At 67.2% G+C, this 18,179-nt stretch carries 15 protein-coding genes; 13 read left to right on the forward strand and 2 right to left on the reverse strand.

Annotated elements, in window-relative coordinates:
• Nucleotides 1-19: 19 nt before the first annotated feature.
• On the reverse strand, nucleotides 20-679 hold the full coding sequence (locus HL666_RS12030) for an aspartate/glutamate racemase family protein (protein ID WP_172181586.1): 660 nt from the start codon (nucleotides 677-679) through the stop codon (nucleotides 20-22).
• Between the two features lie 128 nt (nucleotides 680-807).
• On the opposite strand from HL666_RS12030, the gene hydA reads away from it, so the two are divergent.
• From hydA to HL666_RS12045, 3 genes are all read left to right on the forward strand, one after another.
• Nucleotides 808-2,277, forward strand: a complete 1,470-nt coding sequence (gene hydA, locus HL666_RS12035) for a dihydropyrimidinase (protein ID WP_172181587.1) — start codon at nucleotides 808-810, stop codon at nucleotides 2,275-2,277.
• 169 nt (nucleotides 2,278-2,446) lie between these two features.
• Nucleotides 2,447-3,418, forward strand: a complete 972-nt coding sequence (locus HL666_RS12040) for an NAD-dependent epimerase/dehydratase family protein (RefSeq protein ID WP_172181589.1) — start codon at nucleotides 2,447-2,449, stop codon at nucleotides 3,416-3,418.
• 1 nt (nucleotide 3,419) lies between these two features.
• On the forward strand, nucleotides 3,420-4,181 hold the full coding sequence (locus HL666_RS12045) for an SDR family oxidoreductase (RefSeq protein ID WP_172181591.1): 762 nt from the start codon (nucleotides 3,420-3,422) through the stop codon (nucleotides 4,179-4,181).
• Between the two features lie 147 nt (nucleotides 4,182-4,328).
• Here HL666_RS12045 and HL666_RS12050 read toward each other — a convergent pair whose 3' ends face one another.
• Nucleotides 4,329-5,225, reverse strand: coding sequence for a LysR family transcriptional regulator (locus tag HL666_RS12050; RefSeq protein ID WP_172112208.1), 897 nt, complete (start codon nucleotides 5,223-5,225; stop codon nucleotides 4,329-4,331).
• A 210-nt stretch (nucleotides 5,226-5,435) separates the two neighbouring features.
• On the opposite strand from HL666_RS12050, the gene HL666_RS12055 reads away from it, so the two are divergent.
• The 10 genes from HL666_RS12055 (at nucleotide 5,436) to eda (ending at nucleotide 18,072) form a co-directional block, all read left to right on the forward strand.
• On the forward strand, nucleotides 5,436-6,851 hold the full coding sequence (locus HL666_RS12055) for an NAD(P)-binding domain-containing protein (RefSeq protein ID WP_172181592.1): 1,416 nt from the start codon (nucleotides 5,436-5,438) through the stop codon (nucleotides 6,849-6,851).
• Between the two features lie 79 nt (nucleotides 6,852-6,930).
• Entirely contained in the window at nucleotides 6,931-8,550 is a 1,620-nt protein-coding gene (locus HL666_RS12060) for an ABC transporter substrate-binding protein (RefSeq protein ID WP_172181594.1), read from the forward strand.
• A 208-nt stretch (nucleotides 8,551-8,758) separates the two neighbouring features.
• Nucleotides 8,759-9,790 (forward strand): ABC transporter permease, encoded by a 1,032-nt coding sequence (locus tag HL666_RS12065; RefSeq protein WP_172112205.1) that lies wholly within the window; start codon nucleotides 8,759-8,761, stop codon nucleotides 9,788-9,790.
• Between the two features lie 2 nt (nucleotides 9,791-9,792).
• Nucleotides 9,793-10,653, forward strand: coding sequence for an ABC transporter permease (locus HL666_RS12070; protein ID WP_172112500.1), 861 nt, complete (start codon nucleotides 9,793-9,795; stop codon nucleotides 10,651-10,653).
• Complete coding sequence (gene nikE / locus HL666_RS12075; RefSeq protein WP_172181595.1) at nucleotides 10,650-12,332, forward strand: nickel ABC transporter ATP-binding protein NikE; 1,683 nt, start codon at nucleotides 10,650-10,652, stop codon at nucleotides 12,330-12,332. The genes HL666_RS12070 and nikE overlap by 4 nt, the downstream gene beginning before the upstream one ends.
• 256 nt (nucleotides 12,333-12,588) lie before the next feature.
• Nucleotides 12,589-14,004 carry an FAD-binding oxidoreductase gene (locus HL666_RS12080; RefSeq protein WP_172181597.1) on the forward strand — a complete coding sequence of 472 codons (1,416 nt, stop codon included), beginning with the start codon at nucleotides 12,589-12,591 and terminating at the stop codon, nucleotides 14,002-14,004.
• Between the two features lie 203 nt (nucleotides 14,005-14,207).
• Nucleotides 14,208-15,404 (forward strand): mannonate dehydratase, encoded by a 1,197-nt coding sequence (uxuA, locus tag HL666_RS12085; protein WP_172181598.1) that lies wholly within the window; start codon nucleotides 14,208-14,210, stop codon nucleotides 15,402-15,404.
• A gap of 52 nt (nucleotides 15,405-15,456) precedes the next feature.
• Nucleotides 15,457-16,488, forward strand: coding sequence for an L-idonate 5-dehydrogenase (locus tag HL666_RS12090; RefSeq protein ID WP_172181600.1), 1,032 nt, complete (start codon nucleotides 15,457-15,459; stop codon nucleotides 16,486-16,488).
• A 16-nt stretch (nucleotides 16,489-16,504) separates the two neighbouring features.
• Nucleotides 16,505-17,431 (forward strand): sugar kinase, encoded by a 927-nt coding sequence (locus HL666_RS12095; protein WP_210265606.1) that lies wholly within the window; start codon nucleotides 16,505-16,507, stop codon nucleotides 17,429-17,431.
• A complete protein-coding gene (eda, locus tag HL666_RS12100) occupies nucleotides 17,431-18,072 on the forward strand; it encodes a bifunctional 4-hydroxy-2-oxoglutarate aldolase/2-dehydro-3-deoxy-phosphogluconate aldolase (protein ID WP_172181602.1) in 642 nt (213 codons plus the stop codon). The genes HL666_RS12095 and eda overlap by 1 nt, the downstream gene beginning before the upstream one ends.
• Nucleotides 18,073-18,179: the final 107 nt, after the last annotated feature.

Raw genomic sequence — 18,179 nt, forward strand, 5'->3', positions numbered from 1 at the left:
AGGCTCAGCGAGCCTTCACTCACCTCGCAAACGCCACCGCGCCGAGCGCCATCGTCACCGCGGCCTGCGTGGGATCGATCACCGGAATGCCCAGCGCATCCTCCAGATTCTTGCGATGCCGCGCCATGCCGGCGCAGCCCATCACGATGGCGCCGGCGCCATCCTCCTCCTTCAAGGCGCGGCCGACCGCGATCATCTTCGCCAGCGTGCCTTCGCCCGACGCCGTCTCCGCCACGGTCATGTCGAGCGGCCGCTCGGCGGCGAGCCGGTCCATCAGCCCCATCTGACGCAGATAACGGATATGGCGGCGGATCGAGCGCTGCGCGATCGCGAGGACGCCGAACGTGTCGGCGCGGGTCAGCGCGGTCAGCACGCCGCATTCGGCGATGCCCAGCACCGGGCGCGTCGTAGCCTCGCGGCACACGTGCAAGCCCGGATCGCTGTAGCAGGCGATGACGAACGCGCTGGATGCATTGTCGCCCTCGACGAAGCGCCGTAGCGGCAGCGCTACGCTGTCGGCGTCCTTCTGGCTCTCGACGCCGTAGGGTCCTTCCTTCAAGGTCTCGCACACGATCTCCGGTCCTTCCGCGAACATCAGCGGCTTCAGCGCCGCCGCGAGGCCGTCGGTCACCACCTGGTTGGAGTTCGGGTTGATCACGGTGATGCGCGGGCGGGACATGGGTGTTACCTGCTTCTTCGGAGTTGACGTCGCCCGACAGGCAACCACTATGCCACGGCGGACGCAAGCAGGCCGACGCGGCTTCGTAGCGTCCACGCCGTTCCATCTGGCAGAACTAGGAGATCGCGATGACCGAGCCGGCCTATGACCTGATCATCCGGGGAGGGCGCGTCGCCACCACCACCGATACGTTCGAGGCCGACGTCGCCATCTCCGGCGAGACCATCGCGGCGATCGGCCGCGGCCTGGGGCCTGCGAGGCGCGAAATCGATGCGCGCGGCAAATACGTGCTGCCCGGCGGCGTCGACAGCCACTGCCACATCGAGCAGCTCTCGGCCGCCGGCATCGTCAACGCCGATACGTTCGAGAGCGCAACGACCTCGGCGGCGTTTGGCGGCACCACCTCAGTGATCTCGTTCGCCGCGCAGCATGTCGGTATGCAGCTGCCGCAGGTGCTGGAGGACTATCACGCGCTGGCGCGCAAGGGCGCAGTGATCGACTACGCGTTCCACATGATCATCGCCGATCCCACCAAGGAGACCTTGGAGCGCGACCTGCCGGCGCTGATCCGGCAGGGCCACGGCTCGATCAAGATCTTCATGACCTATGATCGGCTCAAGATCGACGACGAGCCGCTGCTCGACATCCTCGTCGCCGCGCGCGAGGGTGGCGCGATGCTGTGCGCGCATGCCGAGAACCACGGCATCATCTCCTGGATGGTGAAGCGGCTGCTGGCGCGCGGCTACACCGCGCCGAAGTACCACGCCATCAGCCACGCGCGCTTCTCGGAAGCCGAGGCGTTCAATCGTCTCATCGGCATGGCGGCGCTGGTCGATCAGCCGATCATGATCTTCCACGTCTCGACCGCCGAAGGCGCCAAGGTGATCCGCGACGCGCGCGGGCAGGGGCTGAAGGTGTTCGCGGAAACCTGTCCGCAATACCTGTTCATGACGGCCGAGGATCTCGACAAGCCGGGCATCGAGGGCGCGAAATGGATGTGCAGCCCGCCGCCGCGCCGGGCGCCGGACCAGGAGGCGCTGTGGCAGGCGCTGTCGCTCGGCGATCTCCAGACGATCTCGTCGGACCACGCGCCGTACCGCTTCGACGAGACCGGCAAGCTGCGCGCCGGCCCCAACCCGAATTTCAAGCAGATCGCCAACGGCCTGCCGGGACTGGAACTGCGGCTGCCGCTGCTGTTCGACGCGATGGTGTCGAAGGGCCGGCTCGGCCTCAACAAGTTCGTCGAGCTGACGTCGACGGCGCCGGCGAAGATCTACAGTCTGCATCCGCGCAAGGGCGCGATCGCGATCGGCGCCGATGCCGACATCGCGCTGTGGGATCCGGACAAGCGCGTCACCATTGCTGATGAGAGCATGCACGACCTCGCCGGCTACACGCCATTCGCGGGGCGCAGCGTCCAGGGCTGGCCGGTGACGGTGCTGTCGCGCGGCCGGGTGATTGTCGATGACGGAAAAGTCTCGGCGAAGCCCGGCTCCGGCCAGTTCCTCGCCCGCAGCGGCGGCGAGGCGGCAAAGCCGACGGGGCGTCTGGTGGCGGACATGGATCCCGAGAAGAATTTCGGGGCGAAGCTGCTGTGAAGGGAATGGGGATAGCATGGCCTCGTGCTTCGAGACGGGCGCTTCTCGCCCTCCTCAGCATGAGGGGAGAGAGTAAGGCACGCGGCCTTGTAGCTGCTGACCCTCATGGTGAGGAGGCCGCGCCAGCAGCCGTCTCGAACCATGAGGCCCCGATGGAGAGGCTTCTCGCATGCATGTCCTGATCTTCGGCGGCGCCGGCTTCGTCGGGCTCAACATCGCGCAAGGACTGCTCGAGCGTGGGCATGTCGTGACGGTGTTCGACGCGGCGCCTCTGCCGAGCGCGGCGCAACGTGCCTTCGCGCCGTTTGGTGAGCGGCTGCGTGTGATCAAATGCGACGTGACCGACGCGACTGCCGTCGTAACGGCGGTCGGCAGCGGCTGCGACGCCGTGGTCATGGGCGCCGCGATCACCGCCGGCCCCGAGCGCGACGCAGCCGATCCCGAGCGCATCCTCGCGGTCAACCTGCTGGCGCAAGTGCCGATCCTGCAGGCGGCGCGGCGCAGCGGTATCCGGCGCGTGATCAATCTGTCGTCCGCTGCATCCTATGGCGCCAGCGGCCAGCGCTTTGCCGTGCTGGAGGAGACCACGCCGTGCGAACCGGTGTCGCTCTACGCGATCACCAAGTTCACCTCCGAACGCGTCGCGGCCCGGCTGTCCGACCTGTGGAAGACCGACGTCATCAGCGTGCGGCTGTCGGCGGTGTTCGGCCCGTTCGAGCGCGGCGGCGGCGTGCGCGACACGCCGTCGCCGCAGGCTCTGATCGCGGCCTGCTGTGCACGCAATGAGCCGGCGCTGCTGAACGAGCCGGGCGACAAGGACTGGGTCTACGCGGTCGACGTCGCCGATGCGGTCTGCCTGCTGCTCGAGACCGAAAAGCCGCAACAGACGCTCTACAACATCTCCAACGAGGCAACGTTCACGGCCGAGGCCTGGGGTCGCGCCTTCGCGAGCGGTCGGGCCGGTTTCACCTGCCGGCTCGCGGAGCAGGGTGAGACGCCGACGGTGCCGGTGTTCGCGCCGGTTCGCGGCCGGCTGTCGACGACGCGGCTGGCCGACGAGTTCGGCTGGCGCGCGCGGTTCGACTGCGCTGGTTCGGCCGAGCATTTCGGCCGCTGGTTCGATCAGTACGGGAGAGAGTGAGATGAGGCTGAAGGACAAGGTCGCCGTCGTCACCGGGGGCGGCTCGGGCATCGGCCGCGCCAGCGCCGCGATGTTCGCGCGCGAGGGCGCGTATCTCGCACTGGTCGACCGTGATGCTGCTGGGGCCGAACGGACGCTGGCGCTGGTGCGTGAAGCGGGCGGCGACGGCAGCGTCCATGTCGGCGATGTCGGGGATGCCAACTTCGCCAGGTCGACCATTGAAGGCGTGGCGGCGTCGCGCGGCCGGCTCGACGTGCTGATGACCGCGGCGGGATTTTCCTGCGGCGGCACCGTCGTCACGACCGATCCGGCAGATTGGGACGCGGTGTTCCGCGCCAATGTCGGCGGCACCTGGCTGTGGGCGAAGGTTGCGGTGCCGGTCATGCAGACGAAGAAAGCAGGCTCGATCATCACTGTCGCTTCGCAACTCGCGGTCGCCGGCGGCAAGGGCAACAGCGCCTATATCGCGGCCAAGGGCGCGATCATCAGCCTGACCCGCACCATGGCGGTGGACTTCGCCACCGACGGCATCCGCGTCAACGCGCTGGCGCCGGGTGCCATCGACACGCCGCTGCTGCGTCGCAGCTTTGCGCGCCATGCCGATCCCGAGCCGGTCCGCGACGCATCGCGACAGCGCCACGCGATGAAGCGGTTTGGAGAGGCGGACGAGGTTGCGGCGGCGGCGCTGTTTCTGGCCAGCGACGAGGCGTCGTTCACGACCGGCATCGTGCTGCCGGTGGATGGTGGGTGGCTGGCGGCTTAGAAATAGGCGGCAGAGTTCGAGATCTGCCCGTCTGCTTTTTCGATTGAGCGCGGACATCACTCCGGCGGCGGTCGGCTCCCCTCCCCGCAAGGGGGAGGGGAGCCCACCGGTTGCGCGGAGAGAGATCGGATCCCAACAGACAAGCAATTACCTCTTCCCCGCTGTCCCCTTCCGATCCCGCCCGCGCAAGATATCCGCCAGCGCCGCGGCATTCCGTGACAGCGGCTCGAACCGCGGCGTCAGCAGATACGCGCGCATCGGTGTCTTCGGCGCGAGCGGCCGCGCAACAAGATCCGGCCAGGCGCGGCCGCGGAGGACGAATTCGTCGACGACCGCAAGGCCCCCGCCGGCGCGGACCATGGCGCAGGCGTCGGGCGTGTAGCGCACGATCGTCGTGGGCTCCGGGCCGCCGGCGAGCGCTGATGTCACGATGTGGCCGTAGGGTGTCTGCGGGCCGAAGCCGACCAGCGGGTAAGGCAGCATGTCCTTCGGCCGGATGCTGCGCAGCTTCGCCAGCGCATGATCCGCCGGCATGATGACGTGCAGCGCGCCTTCCGCGATCGTCTCCACCGCCACCGTCGGCTCGTCGACCGGCAACACGGTGACGCCGACATCGGCCCGGGCGGTGCCGACCCGATTGACGATCTCCAGAAGCGTCAGCGACTCGAATTCGACCCGCAGGTCGGGAAAGCGGCTGCGCAGCCGCGCCAAGGCGTCCGGCACCATGCCGTATCCCGCGCTCGGGCTGGCCACGACCCGGATGGTGCCGGTGCCGCCGGCGCGCAGCTCATCGGCGAGATCGTTGATGCGCGCGACGCCGCGATGGATGTGCTCGACCTCGGCGAACAGTCGCTTGGCCTCCGGCGTCGGCTGCACACGGCCGCTGATGCGCTCGAACAGTTTCAGCTTGAGGCCGTCCTCGGTGTAGGCGAGCAGCCGGCTGACGGCGGGCTGCGAGACCGACAGCAGCCGCGCGGCGCCGCTGATCGAGCCGGTGATCATGATGGCGCGGAAGACCTCGATCTGGCGCAGGTTGAGCGGCATGCGACCTCTTGTCTCGATGCAAGTCCTACTGGACTGTACGCGCGGGACCCAGCCCATAACAAGCCGTTATGGGCAGCGGACAAATCGGTATGGAAGGCTCAGGGCCCGCTTTGCTAAGCTTCACCGGCCGGGTGACATGACTGATGGAGAGAGCGTGAGCGACAGCAAGCGTGTCGACCGCGATGACGCGTGTTTCATCCGGTGGCCAGCATGAGCGACGGTCTCGCCAGGCTGACGGCCCAGGTTCGCAGCGATCTTGCCAAGATCGCCCATCCCACCATGCCATGGCTGACGCCTGTCAGTGGCGCCGATGGCCGGGCGGCCTTCGATGTGCTGATCGTCGGCGGCGGTCAATCGGGTCTTGCGACCGCGTTCGCTTTGCTGCGCTCCCGCGTCAGCAACATTCTCGTGCTCGACAAGGCCGAGGAAGGGCGCGAAGGACCGTGGCTCACCTATGCGCGCATGCCGACCTTGCGCAGCCCGAAGGATTTCACCGGACCCGATCTCGACATTCCCTGCCTCACCTATCAGGCGTGGCACGAAGCGAAGTTCGGCGAAACGAGCTGGCGCGATCTTAACCTGATCCCGCGCGAATATTGGGCAGACTATCTTGCCTGGTATCGCGAGGTGCTCGACCTTCCCGTGCGCAACGGCTGCGAGGTCGTCGACATCGCGCCGGCCGCTGATGGACTGCTCAAGGCGACAGTGCGCAGCAAGGACGGCGAGACCACGCTCTACGCGCGCAAGATCGTGCTCGCGACCGGCCAGGAGGGCATGGGCGACTGGAGCATTCCGGAACCGCTGCGCCATTTGCCGGCGACGCGTTGCGCCCATTCCGGTGCCGAGATCGACTTCGAGAGCTTGCGCGGCCGCCGCGTCGCTGTCGTCGGCGCCGGCGCCTCCGCCTTCGACAACGCGGCCGTCGCACTCGAAGCAGGCGCGGCGCGCGTCGATCTGTTGTGCCGTCGCGCGGAAATCCAGCTCATCCAGCCCTATCGCTGGCTGACGTTCCGCGGCTTCCTGCGGCACTTCTCCGAGCTCGACGATGCCTGGCGCTGGCGTTTCATGCGCGCCGTGCTCGAACTGCGCGAAGGCTTTCCGCAGCATACCTATGACCGCTGTGCCGTTCATTCCGCCTTCCGGCTGCATGAGAGCGCCGCCGTGTCGGCCGCGCGCGACACGCCCGATGGAGTCGTGCTGAAGACGCCGCAAGGCGAGGTCACGGCCGACTTCGTCATCAGCGCGACCGGCATTGCGATGGATTTCACCAAGCGGCCGGAGCTGCAGCGCTTCGCCGCCAACATCGCACGCTGGTGTGACCGCTACACGCCCGATCCAGGCGAGCGCAACGACCGGCTCGGCGCATTTCCCTACCTGGCCGACGACTACGCGCTGTGCGAACGGACTCCCGGCGAGACGCCGTGGATCCGCGACATCCATGTGTTCGCCATTGCCTCGACGATGAGCTTCGGCGCATCGGGATCATCTATCAACGCGATGACGACCGCGGTGCCGAAGCTCGTGCACGGCCTGACGCGCGGGCTGTTCACCGCCGATATCGACAAGCATTGGGCCAACTTCCAGGCCTATGATGTGAGACAGGCCGAGGTGCGCCGTGGCACGTGATTTGCTGCTGCGCGTGCATCAGATGAGCCGGCAGGTGTTTTTAGTCCCGGATTTTGAGACCAATGAGGGAACAGGGGCGATGAGTTTCGAAATGTCCAAACGTTCGTTGTTTGCGGCGGCCGCATTGCTCGCGGTGACACTGGCAGCGCCTTCGGCGCATGCGCAGAGCCGCGCGGAGACGTTGCGTTATGTCACCGGCGCCACGGTCAACACGCTCGATCCGAATATTCCGGGCTCGACGCGCGAAGCCTTCGCGCTGTCGATGTCGAGCTACGACCGGCTGGTGTCGTTCGGCCGCAAGCAGCTCAATGGTAAGTGGGTGTTCGATCTCGACACGATCACCGGCGAGCTCGCCGAATCCTATGCGGTCAGCGCCGACGGCTTGAAGATCACCTTCAAGCTGCGCCCCGACGCCAAGTTCCAGGACGGCTCGCCGGTCACGGCCGAGGACGTCAAATGGTCGCTCGACCGCTGCGTCAGCGCGCCGATCCTCGGCAAGGCGCAGCTGCTGACGGGCTCGCTGACGTCGCCCGATCAGTTCAAGGTCATCGATCCCCTGACCTTCGAAGTCACCTTGCCGAAGCCGGACAAGCTGGCGCTGCCGAATCTGGCGACCGTCTACCCGATCATCATCAACTCCAAGCTCGCCAAGTCGCATGCGACCGCTGACGATCCGTGGGCGCTGAACTGGACCAAGGAGAATGCGGCCGGCAGCGGCGCCTACATCGTCGAGACGTTCAAGCCCGGCGAGCAGGTGATCGCCAAGCGCAACGAGGCCTGGAACCGCGGTACGCCGGACAAGCCGGCAGCGTTCAAGCGGCTGATCATCCAGTCGGTGCCGGAGCCGGCGACGCGCGCCAACCTCGTCGAGCGCGGCGACGCCGATCTCGTGATCGACCTGCAGGCCAGCGACGTGCAGTCGCTCGAAGGCAAGGGCAAGCTGAAGGTGATCTCGACGCCGCAATACAATGCGGTGACCTTCATCTCGATGAACAACACCATTCCGCCGTTCGACAACGTCAATGTGCGCCGCGCCATTGCCTATGCGCTGCCGTACGACGACATGTTCAAGGCCGCCTTGTTCGGCCGCGGCGCGCCGCTCTACGGCGCGACCTGGGCCGACGGCAAGCCGCCGAGCGGCGGTTATCCGATCCCGCAGCCGATCAAGCTCGATCTGGAGAAGGCGAAGTCGTACCTGAAGGACGCCGGCATGCCGGACGGGTTCTCCACGACGTTCAGCTTTAACGTCGGTCAAGCGGCGACCGCCGAGCCGATGGCGGCGCTGGTGAAGGAGTCGTTGGCCAAGATCGGCATCAAGGTCGACATCCAGAAGCTGCCGGATGCCCAGATGTCGACGGCGATCAACGAGAAGAAGCTGCCGTTCTTCATCGAGGGCATCGTGGCCTGGCTGCCGTCGACCGACTATTTCTACCGCAACTTCTACACCGGCAAGCAGCGCTGGAACTACTCGTCCACCGACAATGCCGAGCTGGAGAAGATCGCGCAGGAAGCGCGTTTCGAGGCCGACAAGGCGAAGTACGAGGCGCAGGGCAAGGCGCTCAACGCCATCCATTTCGACCAGATGTTCCAGATCCCGATCTGGCAGGCGGCGCAGGACGCGGTGATGCAGCCGACGGTGGACGGCTACGTCTACCAGTTCACGCGGCAGGTCGATTATCGTAACCTGAGCCGGAAGTAAGGCGACTGGCTCTGCTCCGGATCGTCATGGCCGGGCTTGTCCCGGCCATCCACGCGGTTCGGCACGCTTGGAAGGACGTGGATGCCCGGGACGAGCCCGGGCATGACGGAGTAACAAAGCACGACGGGATCGGTGTGGTGAGAAGTTTGGATCGCGGCGGGCGCTGCGATTCAATCGACAATTGATCGAGTGAGGAGAACCAGGAGACATGAACACGATCGGCGCGACTCTGCTGCGGGCGGGACGACGCTTCGTCTCGTCGCTGCCGGCGCTGTTCGGCGTCCTGGTTTTCACCTTCCTGCTGATGCGCGTGCTGCCGGGGGACCCGGCCGTGTTCTTCGCCTCCGGCCCGAACGCCGGCAAGGAGGAGATCGAGGTCATCCGCCGGCAGCTCGGGCTCGACAAGCCGCTACCGAACCAGCTCGTAATCTATCTCGCCGATGTCGGCCGCGGCAATCTCGGCCGCTCGATGATGACGGGGCAGGCCGTCGCCAAGGATCTCAGGGAGCGCCTGCCGGCCTCGCTGGAGCTGACCTTGACGGCGCTGCTGATCGCGCTGGTCTCGGCCGTGCCGCTCGGCGTCATCGCCGCGCTCCGACCTGGATCGCTGGTCGATCACGGCGTGCGGCTGTTCTGCTCGCTCGGCGTCTGCGTGCCGACCTTCGTCTCCGGACTGTTGTTGATCTACGTGTTCTATTATCTGCTCGGCTTCGCGCCGGATCCCACCGGGCGTATCGACATCTTCACCACGATGCCGCCGCAGCGCACCAGCTTCCTGATCATCGACTTCCTGCTCGCCGGCGATTTCGAGGGCTGGTCGGCGGCGGCACGGCAGCTGATGCTGCCGGCCTTCACGATGGCGCTGTTCGTGATCGCGCCGCTGGCGCGCATCACCCGCGCCTCGATGCTGGTGTCGCTCGGCAGTGATTTCGTCCGCACCGCGCGCTCGGTCGGGCTGTCGTGGTGGCGCATCGTCGTCACCTATGCCTTGAGGAACGCGATTCTGCCGGTGATCACCATCGCCGGCATCGTGTTCTCGACCATGCTCGGCGCCAACGTTCTGGTCGAAAAGGTGTTCTCCTGGCCGGGTGTTGCGTCCTACGCGCTCGATGCGCTGCTGGTCTCCGACTACGCGCCGGTGCAGGGCTTCGTGCTGCTGATGGCGACGATCTTCGTGATCGTCAATCTGCTGGTCGATCTGCTCTACGGCATCGCCGATCCCCGCGCGACGGTGGCATGAGCATGACCACGATCGAGACCTCATCGACCCTGCGCCACACCGCCTTCGTGCTGCGCGGCAACCCAGTCACGGCGATCGCAGCCGGCGGCGCCGTTCTGCTGGCGCTGATGGCGATCTTGGCGCCGTGGCTCGCGCCCTACGATCCCATTGCCTCCGACGTGCCGGCCGCCTTGCAGCCGCCGAGCGCGGCGCACTGGTTCGGCACCGACCAGCTCGGCCGTGACGTGCTCAGCCGCCTCGTCGTGGCAAGCCGGCTCGATCTCACCATCGCCGTGACCGCGGTCGCGGTGTCGTTCGCGATCGGCTCCGTGATCGGCGCGCTCTGCGGCTATGCCGGGGGGCGGCTCGACAAGGCCGTCGGCCGCTTCGTCGACGTGCTGATGGCGTTCCCGCTGTTCGTGCTGGCGATGGCCATGGTTGCGGCGCTCGGCAACCGCGTCGAGAACATCGTGATCGCGACCGCGATCATCAATCTGCCGTTCTATATCCGCTTTGCGCGCGCCGAGGTGAACATCCGCCGCAACCTCGGCTGGGTCGAGGCCGCGCGGGCCTGCGGCGAGAGCCATGTCGCCGTGGTGCTGCGCTTCCTGCTGCCGAACGTGCTGCCGGCGATGGCGGTGCAGATGTCGCTCAATCTCGGCTGGGCGATTCTCAATGCTGCCGGACTTTCCTTCATCGGTCTCGGCGTCAAGCCGCCGACGCCGGAATGGGGCATCATGGTCGCCGAGGGCGCGCGCTTCATCTCCACCGGGCGGTGGTGGCTGGTGGCGTTCCCAGGCCTCGCACTGATGAGCGCGGTGCTGTGCTTCAACCTGCTCGGCGATGGTCTGCGTGACATCCTCGATCCGAGGATGCGCACATGACCGGATCTGATAGCACCAAGGCGTTGCTCGAGGTTGAGAACCTCAAGGTCACCTTCTCGACCCGCCGCGGCCTCGTCGAGGCGGTGCGGGGCGTGTCGTTGTCGCTGGCACCGGGCGAGATGCTGGGTCTCGTTGGCGAGAGCGGCTCCGGCAAGTCGGTGACCGGTTTTGCCGTCACTCATCTGCTCGACAAGGCCGGCCGCATCACCGACGGCCGGATCCGCTTCAAGGGCCAGGACATCACGCGCGCCGGTGGAGCCGATTTGCGCAGCCTGCACGGCGCGGCGATGTCGATGATCTTCCAGAACCCGCGTGCCGCGCTGAATCCGATCCGTACCGTCGGCCAGCAGATCGCGGATGCGATCCTCGCGCATCGGCGGCTGTCGCGGCAAGAGGCGCTGGCCGAGGCGCTGCAACTCCTGAAGGCCGTGCAGATCCGCGATCCCGAGCGGCGCATGTCGGCCTATCCGCACGAACTCTCCGGCGGCATGTGCCAGCGGGTGATGATCGCGATCGCGATCTCGTGCAGCCCGCAACTGCTGATCGCCGACGAGCCGACCACCGGCCTCGACGTCACCACGCAGAAGGTTGTGATGGACCTGCTCGCCCACATCGCCGCCGAGCGCGGCATGGCGACGATCCTGATCACCCATGACCTGGGCCTGGCCGCGCGCTATTGCGCGCGCGTGGTGGTGATGGAGCAGGGCCGGCTGGTCGAGGAGGCGGCGCCGCTGACCTTGTTCCACCGGCCGCAGCACCCCTACACCAAGCGGCTGGTCGCAGCATCGCCGACGGCGACCTCGCGCATCGAGGACCTCGTGCCCGATGGCGACGGGATTCCGCTGGTCGAGGTGACCGAACTGCCGCCTCCGCCGCACGGCACGCCGCTGCTGCTCGACGTCAAGAACATCGTCAAGCGCTTCGACGACGGCACCATCGGCGTCGCCGATTTCTCGATGACGATGCGCGGCGGCGAGAGCGTCGGCCTGGTCGGCGAGAGCGGCTCGGGCAAGAGCACGACCTCGCGCATGATCTGTCGGCTGATCGATGCCAGCGAAGGCGAAATCCTGTTCGACGGCCAGGCGATCGGCCAGATCCCCGCGCGTGACTTCCATCGATCGGAGCTGCGCAAGGACATCCAGATCGTCTTCCAGGATCCGAACGACAGCCTCAATCCGCGCTACACGGCGTTCGACTGCATCGCGCATCCGTTGTTCCGGCTGATGAACATGCGCTCGGGCGACAAGATGCGCCGGCGGGTCGAGGAATGCGCCGAGCGCGTTGGCCTGCCGCGCGAGCTGCTGTCGCGCTTCCCGCATCAGCTCTCCGGCGGCCAGAAGGCGCGCGTCGGCATCGCCCGCGCGATCGCCTGCAAGCCGCGGCTGCTGGTGCTGGACGAGCCGACCGCGGCGCTCGACGTCTCCGTGCAGGCGGTGGTGCTGCAGCTTCTCAACAAGCTCCGGCGGGAGGACAATCTCGCCTTCCTGTTCGTCAGCCACGATCTCAACGTCGTGCGCATGATGTGCGACCGCACCATCGTGCTGCGCACCGGCGCCATCGTCGAGCAGGGCGAGAGCCGGGCGCTGTTCGCCAATCCGCAGACCGATTACACCCGCGAGCTGGTCGACGCGGTCCCGCACATCGCCCCGCCGGTGGCGCTTCAGGCTTGTCCTGTGTAAATGAGCGTGCCGCCCTGCCGTCCTTCGAGACGCCCGCCTTCGGCGGGCTCCTCAGGACGAGGCCGGTTTTTGCCGTAAGAGTCCAACTCTTCATGGTGAGGAGCGCCGCCTGCGGCGCGTCTCGAACCATGAGGCCCGGCCCTCGCCACCCATAACAATCGATTATGGACGCCGGACAACTTGGTATTGGGGCCGCGCGCGGCCGCGCTGTTAGTTTGCGGCCGTCGCGAAACATCAGGGAACTAGATCGCTGATCATGACGGAGCTGATCGAAAGGCTGCAGAACGCCGTTGGGGCCGCGCATGTCCTCGTTGCGCCCGAGGATCAGGCGACCTATCTGCGCGACTGGCTCGGCAAATATCACGGCACTGCCATCGCCGTGGTGCGGCCCGGATCGACGGCGGAGGTCGCGGCCGTGATGGCGGCCTGCGCCGAGGCGCGCGTCGCCGTGGTACCGCAAGGCGGCCACACCAGCCTGTCCGGCGGCGCGACGCCGGATGCCAGCAGCCATGCGATCGTGCTGTCGCTGTCGCGCCTGAACCGCATCCGCGCGGTCGATCCGATCGGTCAGACCATCGTGGTCGATGCCGGCGTCGTGCTGGCGAAAGTGCAGGATGCCGCGCGCGAGGCCGGCCTGCTGTTTCCGCTGAGTCTGGGCTCCGAAGGCAGCTGCACCGTGGGCGGCAATCTCGCGGCCAATGCCGGCGGCGTCGCTGTGCTGCGCTATGGCGTGATGCGCGAGCTGACGCTTGGTCTCGAAGTGGTGCTGCCGGATGGCCGCATCTGGGACGGCCTGCGCGCCTTGCGCAAGGACAACACCGGCTACGCGTTGCGTGATCTCTTCATCGGCTCGGAAGGCACGCTCGGCATCATCACCGGCGCGGTGCTGAAACTGTTTCCGCAGCCGGCCGCCCGCGCCACTGCCTTCGTCGCGGTCGCCGATGCGGCCGCGGCACTGAAGCTCTTGCAACTGTCGCGCGCGCAGTGCGGTGACCGCCTGACGGCGTTCGAATTCCTGACCGCGGCGACGCTGGAGATGATCCTGCGCCAGATGCCGGATACGCGACTGCCCTTCGGCGCACTGCCGGATGCGGCCGTGCTGATCGAGCTCAGCGATATCGGCGACGAAGCCGCGCTGACGGCGCGCCTCGAAGACACGCTGACCGATGCGATGGCGCAGGGGCTCGCGTCCGACGCTGCCGTCGCGCAGGACGGCACCCAGACCAAGGCGTTCTGGCGCGTGCGCGAGAGCGTGTCTGAAGCGCTGGTGCGCGAGGGCAAGGCGCTGAAGCACGACATCGCGGTGCCCGTCGCCGAGATCGCCGAGTTCGTCGACGTGATGGACGCCGCGGTCGGTGCGGCGCTGCCCGGCATCCGCCCCATGGTGTTCGGCCATCTCGGTGATGGCAATCTGCACTACAACCTGATGCGGCCGCTCGCCATGACCGAAGCCGAGTTCTACGAGCAGGGCCCGCGCATCACCCGCCTCGTCCACGACGAGATCACCTGCCGCCGCGGCTCGATCAGCGCCGAACACGGCATCGGCCAACTCCGCACCTCCGAGATGCCGCTGTGCAAGCCGCCACTCGAGCTCGAGCTGATGCGTCAACTCAAGCGCACGCTTGATCCCCACGGGCTGATGAACCCGGGCAAGCTGCTGCCGAACGTGTAGTTCAGCTCTCCGATCTCAATCCGCCTCGCAGCCATGCACCTGGCAGGATGAGGGTCGCGGCCGGCAGTCCAGGTCGGATCGAGGCTTGAGGCGTCTCTTGCAGACCTCGCGGGCGTCAGCCAATTTCATGACGCAAAGCCGTGAGATCGATAGGCCATGGGCGGCATGCGACAGGCAGGCGGCCTCGGGGCGGGGGGAATGACATGCAACAGACATGGCGCTGGTTCGGGCCTGACGATCCCATCACCCTGCCGCAGGTGCGCCAGACCGGCGCGACCGGGATCGTGACGGCGCTGCATCACATTCCCTATGGCGTGGTGTGGAGCACCGACGAGATCATCAAGCGCATCGGCCTGATCGAAGGCGATTCATCGCTGCGGCTGCGCTGGAGCGTGGTCGAGAGTCTGCCGGTGTCGGAAGCGATCAAGCTCGGTGAGGGCGATCTCACCGAGCTGTTCGACAATTACCGGCAGTCGCTGCGCAACCTCGCCGCCTGCGGCATCACCACCGTCTGCTACAATTTCATGCCCGTGCTGGACTGGACCCGCACCGAGCTTGCACATCGCCTGCCGGGAGGTGCGACGGCGCTGCGCTTCGACATGGATCGCCTCGCGGCGTTCGACTGCTACATTTTGCAGCGCCCCGGCGCGGAGGCCGATTTCTCTGCAGACGTGCTCGACCGCGCCAAGGCCTGGGCGGCGCAGGCTTCGGAATCCGACAAGGACCGGCTGCTCGCGACCATCATGGCCGGCCTGCCCGGCGCCTACGACCGCTACGACGTGCCCGGCCTGCGCTGCATGCTCGACAAATATCGCGGCATCGGCCATGCCGAGCTGCGCGCCAACTACGCGCGCTTCCTGCGCGAGGTGGTGCCCACGGCCGAGGAGTGCGGCGTCAGCCTGTGCGTGCACCCGGACGATCCGCCCCGGGATCTGTTCGGCCTGCCGCGCGTGGTGTCGTCGGCCGACGATCTCCAGTTCATCGTCGATGCCGCGCCCTCGAACGCCAACGGGATCACCTTCTGCACCGGCGCGCTCGGGGCAGGCGGCCAGAACAACGTTCCGGCGCTGGCCGAGCGCTTCGCCCCGCATATCCGCTTCGTGCATCTGCGCAACGTGACCAAGATGCTGGACGGTTCGTTCATGGAGGCGGAGCATCTGCGCGGCGATGTCGACATGGTTAACGTGGTCACGACGCTGCTCAAGGAGCAGGCGCGCCGCAAGGCGGAGGGCGAGCCGGATTGGCGCATACCGTTCCGGCCCGATCACGGCCATGAGCTGGCCGACGACATCGGCCGCGGCACTCATCCGGGCTATCCGCTAGTCGGGCGGCTGAAAGGCCTCGCCGAGATCCGCGGCGTCATGACCGCGGTTGCCGCCATCAACCGCTTGCCGGCCTGATCCTGTCGTGATCTAGGATCGGCGGATAAGACGAGACAGGGAGAACCGGCCCATGCGTGCCGTCGTGATTCACGCGCCCAAGGATCTGCGCATCGACAGCTTCCCCGATCCGGCGCCTGACGCGGGGCAGGTTCGGGTGAAGATCGAGGCTGGCGGCATCTGCGGCTCGGACCTGCATTATTACCACCATGGCGGCTTCGGCACGGTGCGGATCAAGCAGCCGATGGCGCTCGGCCATGAGATCGCCGGCGTGGTCGCCGCGGTCGGCGCCGGCGTGACCGGACTGTCCGAAGGCACCCGCGTCGCCGTGAATCCGAGCCTGCCGTGCGGCACGTGTTCGTATTGCCGCGAGGGACTGCGCAACCAGTGCCTGGACATGCGCTTCATGGGCAGCGCGATGCGCGATCCGCACGTGCAGGGCGGCTTCCGCGAATTCGTCACCGTCGATGCCTCGCAGGCGGTGCCGATCGCACCGTCGCTGTCATCAGGCGAGGCGGCGATGGCCGAGCCGCTGTCGGTGTGCCTGCATGCCGCGCATCAGGCCGGCTCCCTGCTCGGCAAGCGCGTGCTGGTGACCGGCTGCGGCCCGATCGGCGCGCTGTCCATCCTCGTTGCGCGTTATGGCGGCGCGGCCGAGATCGTCGCCACCGATGTCGCCGAGGCGCCGCTCGCGGTGGCCCGCAAGCTCGGCGCAAGCGATGCGTTCAACGTCGCTGCTGATCCAGCCGCGCTCGATCCCTGGCGCGCCGGCAAGGGCACGTTCGACGTGCTGTTCGAGGCCTCCGGCAACCAGGCCGCGCTGCGCGCGGCGCTCGATGTGATGAGGCCGGGCGGGGTCATCGTCCAGCTGGGGCTCGGCGGCGAAATGACGTTGCCGCTCAACACGCTGGTCACGAAGGAGCTGCAATTGCGCGGCACCTTCCGGTTCGACCGTGAATTCGATCTGGCGGTGCGGCTGATGGGCGAGGGTCTGCTCGACGTGAAGCCGCTGATCTCAGCCACGCTGCCGTTCCAGGAGGCAATTTCCGCCTTCGAGCTCGCCAGCGATCGAAGCCGCGCGATGAAGGTTCATTTGACGTTTTGACGAACGGATTATGCCGATGAGAGTCGCCTGCATCGGAGAGTGCATGGTGGAGTTCGCGCAGGAGGACGGCAGCCTGTTCAGGCGCGGCTTCGGCGGCGACACGCTCAACACGGCGCTCTATCTGTCGCGTCTCGGCGTGCCCACCTCCTACGTCACGGCCCTCGGCGACGATCCCTTGAGCGAGATGATGCTGTCGGCCTGGCAGGCCGAGAGCATCGACACGTCGGAGGTGCTTCGCGTCGAGGGCCGCGTGCCCGGCCTCTACATGATCGAGCGCGATGCCCGGGGGGAGCGCAGTTTCCTGTATTGGCGCGACCGCGCGCCGGCCCGCGAGCTGTTCGATCGCGCCGATCCCGCCATGCTCGACCGGCTCTCGCGCTTCGAGGTGATCTATCTCTCCGGGATCAGTCTGTCGCTGTATGGCGAGACCGGCAAGGCCAAGCTGCGCGAGTTGCTGACGGTGGCGCGCAAGCGCGGCGCCCGCGTGGTGTTCGACGGCAACTACCGGCCGCGCGGCTGGGCCAGTCGCGAGGTGGCGCAGCGCGCGTTTCGCGCCATCCTGCCGCTGGTCGACATCGCGCTGCCGACGCTCGAGGACGAGCAGATGCTGTTCGGCGACGCCGATGCCTCGGTCTGCCTGCGCCGCTTCAGGGATGCCGGCGTGGCCGAGGTCGTCATCAAGCGTGGACCGCGCGGCTGCTTGATCCATGCCGATGGCGTGCTGGTCGACATCGCGCCGCCGGCGGTGTTGCAGCCGATCGACACCACGGCGGCCGGAGATTCCTTCAATGCGGGTTATCTGGCCGCGCGGATCAAGGGCGCAGCGCCGCGCAAGGCGGCGTTGGTCGGCCACCGGTTGGCCGGCGCCGTGATCATGGCGCCGGGCGCGGTAATCCCGGCGAATGCGATGCCGCGGGACATTCTGACGTTGAGCGAGGCGTAATGAGCAGTTCGGACAAGCGCGCGAAGCTCGATGCGGTGTTTGCGCTGGCACCGGTGATCCCGGTGATCACGATCGACGACGCCGCACAGGCCGTGCCGCTGGCGCGCGCGCTCGTCAGCGGCGGCCTGCGTGTCATCGAGATCACCTTGCGCACGCAGGCGGGCTTCGATGCGGCGCGCGCGATCATCAGCGAGGTGCCGGAGGCGAGGGTCGGCATCGGCACGGTGCTGACGCCGGCGGACTACGAGCGCGCCGCCAGGCTCGGCGCCGCCTTCGCGATCAGTCCGGGCTTCTCAATCGAGCTGCTGGACGCCGCAAACGCCGGCGAGCTGCCGTTCGCGCCGGGCATCCAGACGCCATCGGACCTGATCGCCTGCGTGACGCGCGGCTATGAGCTGGTGAAGTTCTTCCCCGCGGTCCCGGCCGGCGGACTCGCGGCGCTCGATGCGCTGGCCGGGCCGTTCCCGAACGTGCGCTTCTGTCCGACCGGCGGCATCAATGCCGGCAATGCCGCGCAATGGCTTGCGCACAAGAAGGTGGTCGCCATCGGCGGCTCCTGGGTGGGGCCTGCGTCCGACATCAAGGCGGGCGCTTGGGCCACCATCGAGCAGCGCGCCCGCGAGGCGACGACGCTGCGCTGAGGTCTTCACCAACTCCAATCGATGTGAGGCCTGCAGCCGACTTGCTGCAGCGCACTCGCATGAGCCAGCAAACCCTGTACACAGCTCCCTCAAAAAGTATTACAGTA

The organism is Bradyrhizobium aeschynomenes, from assembly GCF_013178945.1.
GTDB lineage: Bacteria > Pseudomonadota > Alphaproteobacteria > Rhizobiales > Xanthobacteraceae > Bradyrhizobium > Bradyrhizobium aeschynomenes.

Bases quoted from the DNA above. Each gene is read 5' to 3' on its own strand.
- HL666_RS12030 (WP_172181586.1), bottom strand. From the start codon at position 679: ATGTCCCGCCCGCGCATCACCGTGATCAACCCGAACTCCAACCAGGTG.
- hydA (WP_172181587.1), top strand. From the start codon at position 808: ATGACCGAGCCGGCCTATGACCTGATCATCCGGGGAGGGCGCGTCGCC.
- HL666_RS12040 (WP_172181589.1), top strand. From the start codon at position 2,447: ATGCATGTCCTGATCTTCGGCGGCGCCGGCTTCGTCGGGCTCAACATC.
- HL666_RS12045 (WP_172181591.1), top strand. From the start codon at position 3,420: ATGAGGCTGAAGGACAAGGTCGCCGTCGTCACCGGGGGCGGCTCGGGC.
- HL666_RS12050 (WP_172112208.1), bottom strand. From the start codon at position 5,225: ATGCCGCTCAACCTGCGCCAGATCGAGGTCTTCCGCGCCATCATGATC.
- HL666_RS12055 (WP_172181592.1), top strand. From the start codon at position 5,436: ATGAGCGACGGTCTCGCCAGGCTGACGGCCCAGGTTCGCAGCGATCTT.
- HL666_RS12060 (WP_172181594.1), top strand. From the start codon at position 6,931: ATGAGTTTCGAAATGTCCAAACGTTCGTTGTTTGCGGCGGCCGCATTG.
- HL666_RS12065 (WP_172112205.1), top strand. From the start codon at position 8,759: ATGAACACGATCGGCGCGACTCTGCTGCGGGCGGGACGACGCTTCGTC.
- HL666_RS12070 (WP_172112500.1), top strand. From the start codon at position 9,793: ATGACCACGATCGAGACCTCATCGACCCTGCGCCACACCGCCTTCGTG.
- nikE (WP_172181595.1), top strand. From the start codon at position 10,650: ATGACCGGATCTGATAGCACCAAGGCGTTGCTCGAGGTTGAGAACCTC.
- HL666_RS12080 (WP_172181597.1), top strand. From the start codon at position 12,589: ATGACGGAGCTGATCGAAAGGCTGCAGAACGCCGTTGGGGCCGCGCAT.
- uxuA (WP_172181598.1), top strand. From the start codon at position 14,208: ATGCAACAGACATGGCGCTGGTTCGGGCCTGACGATCCCATCACCCTG.
- HL666_RS12090 (WP_172181600.1), top strand. From the start codon at position 15,457: ATGCGTGCCGTCGTGATTCACGCGCCCAAGGATCTGCGCATCGACAGC.
- HL666_RS12095 (WP_210265606.1), top strand. From the start codon at position 16,505: ATGAGAGTCGCCTGCATCGGAGAGTGCATGGTGGAGTTCGCGCAGGAG.
- eda (WP_172181602.1), top strand. From the start codon at position 17,431: ATGAGCAGTTCGGACAAGCGCGCGAAGCTCGATGCGGTGTTTGCGCTG.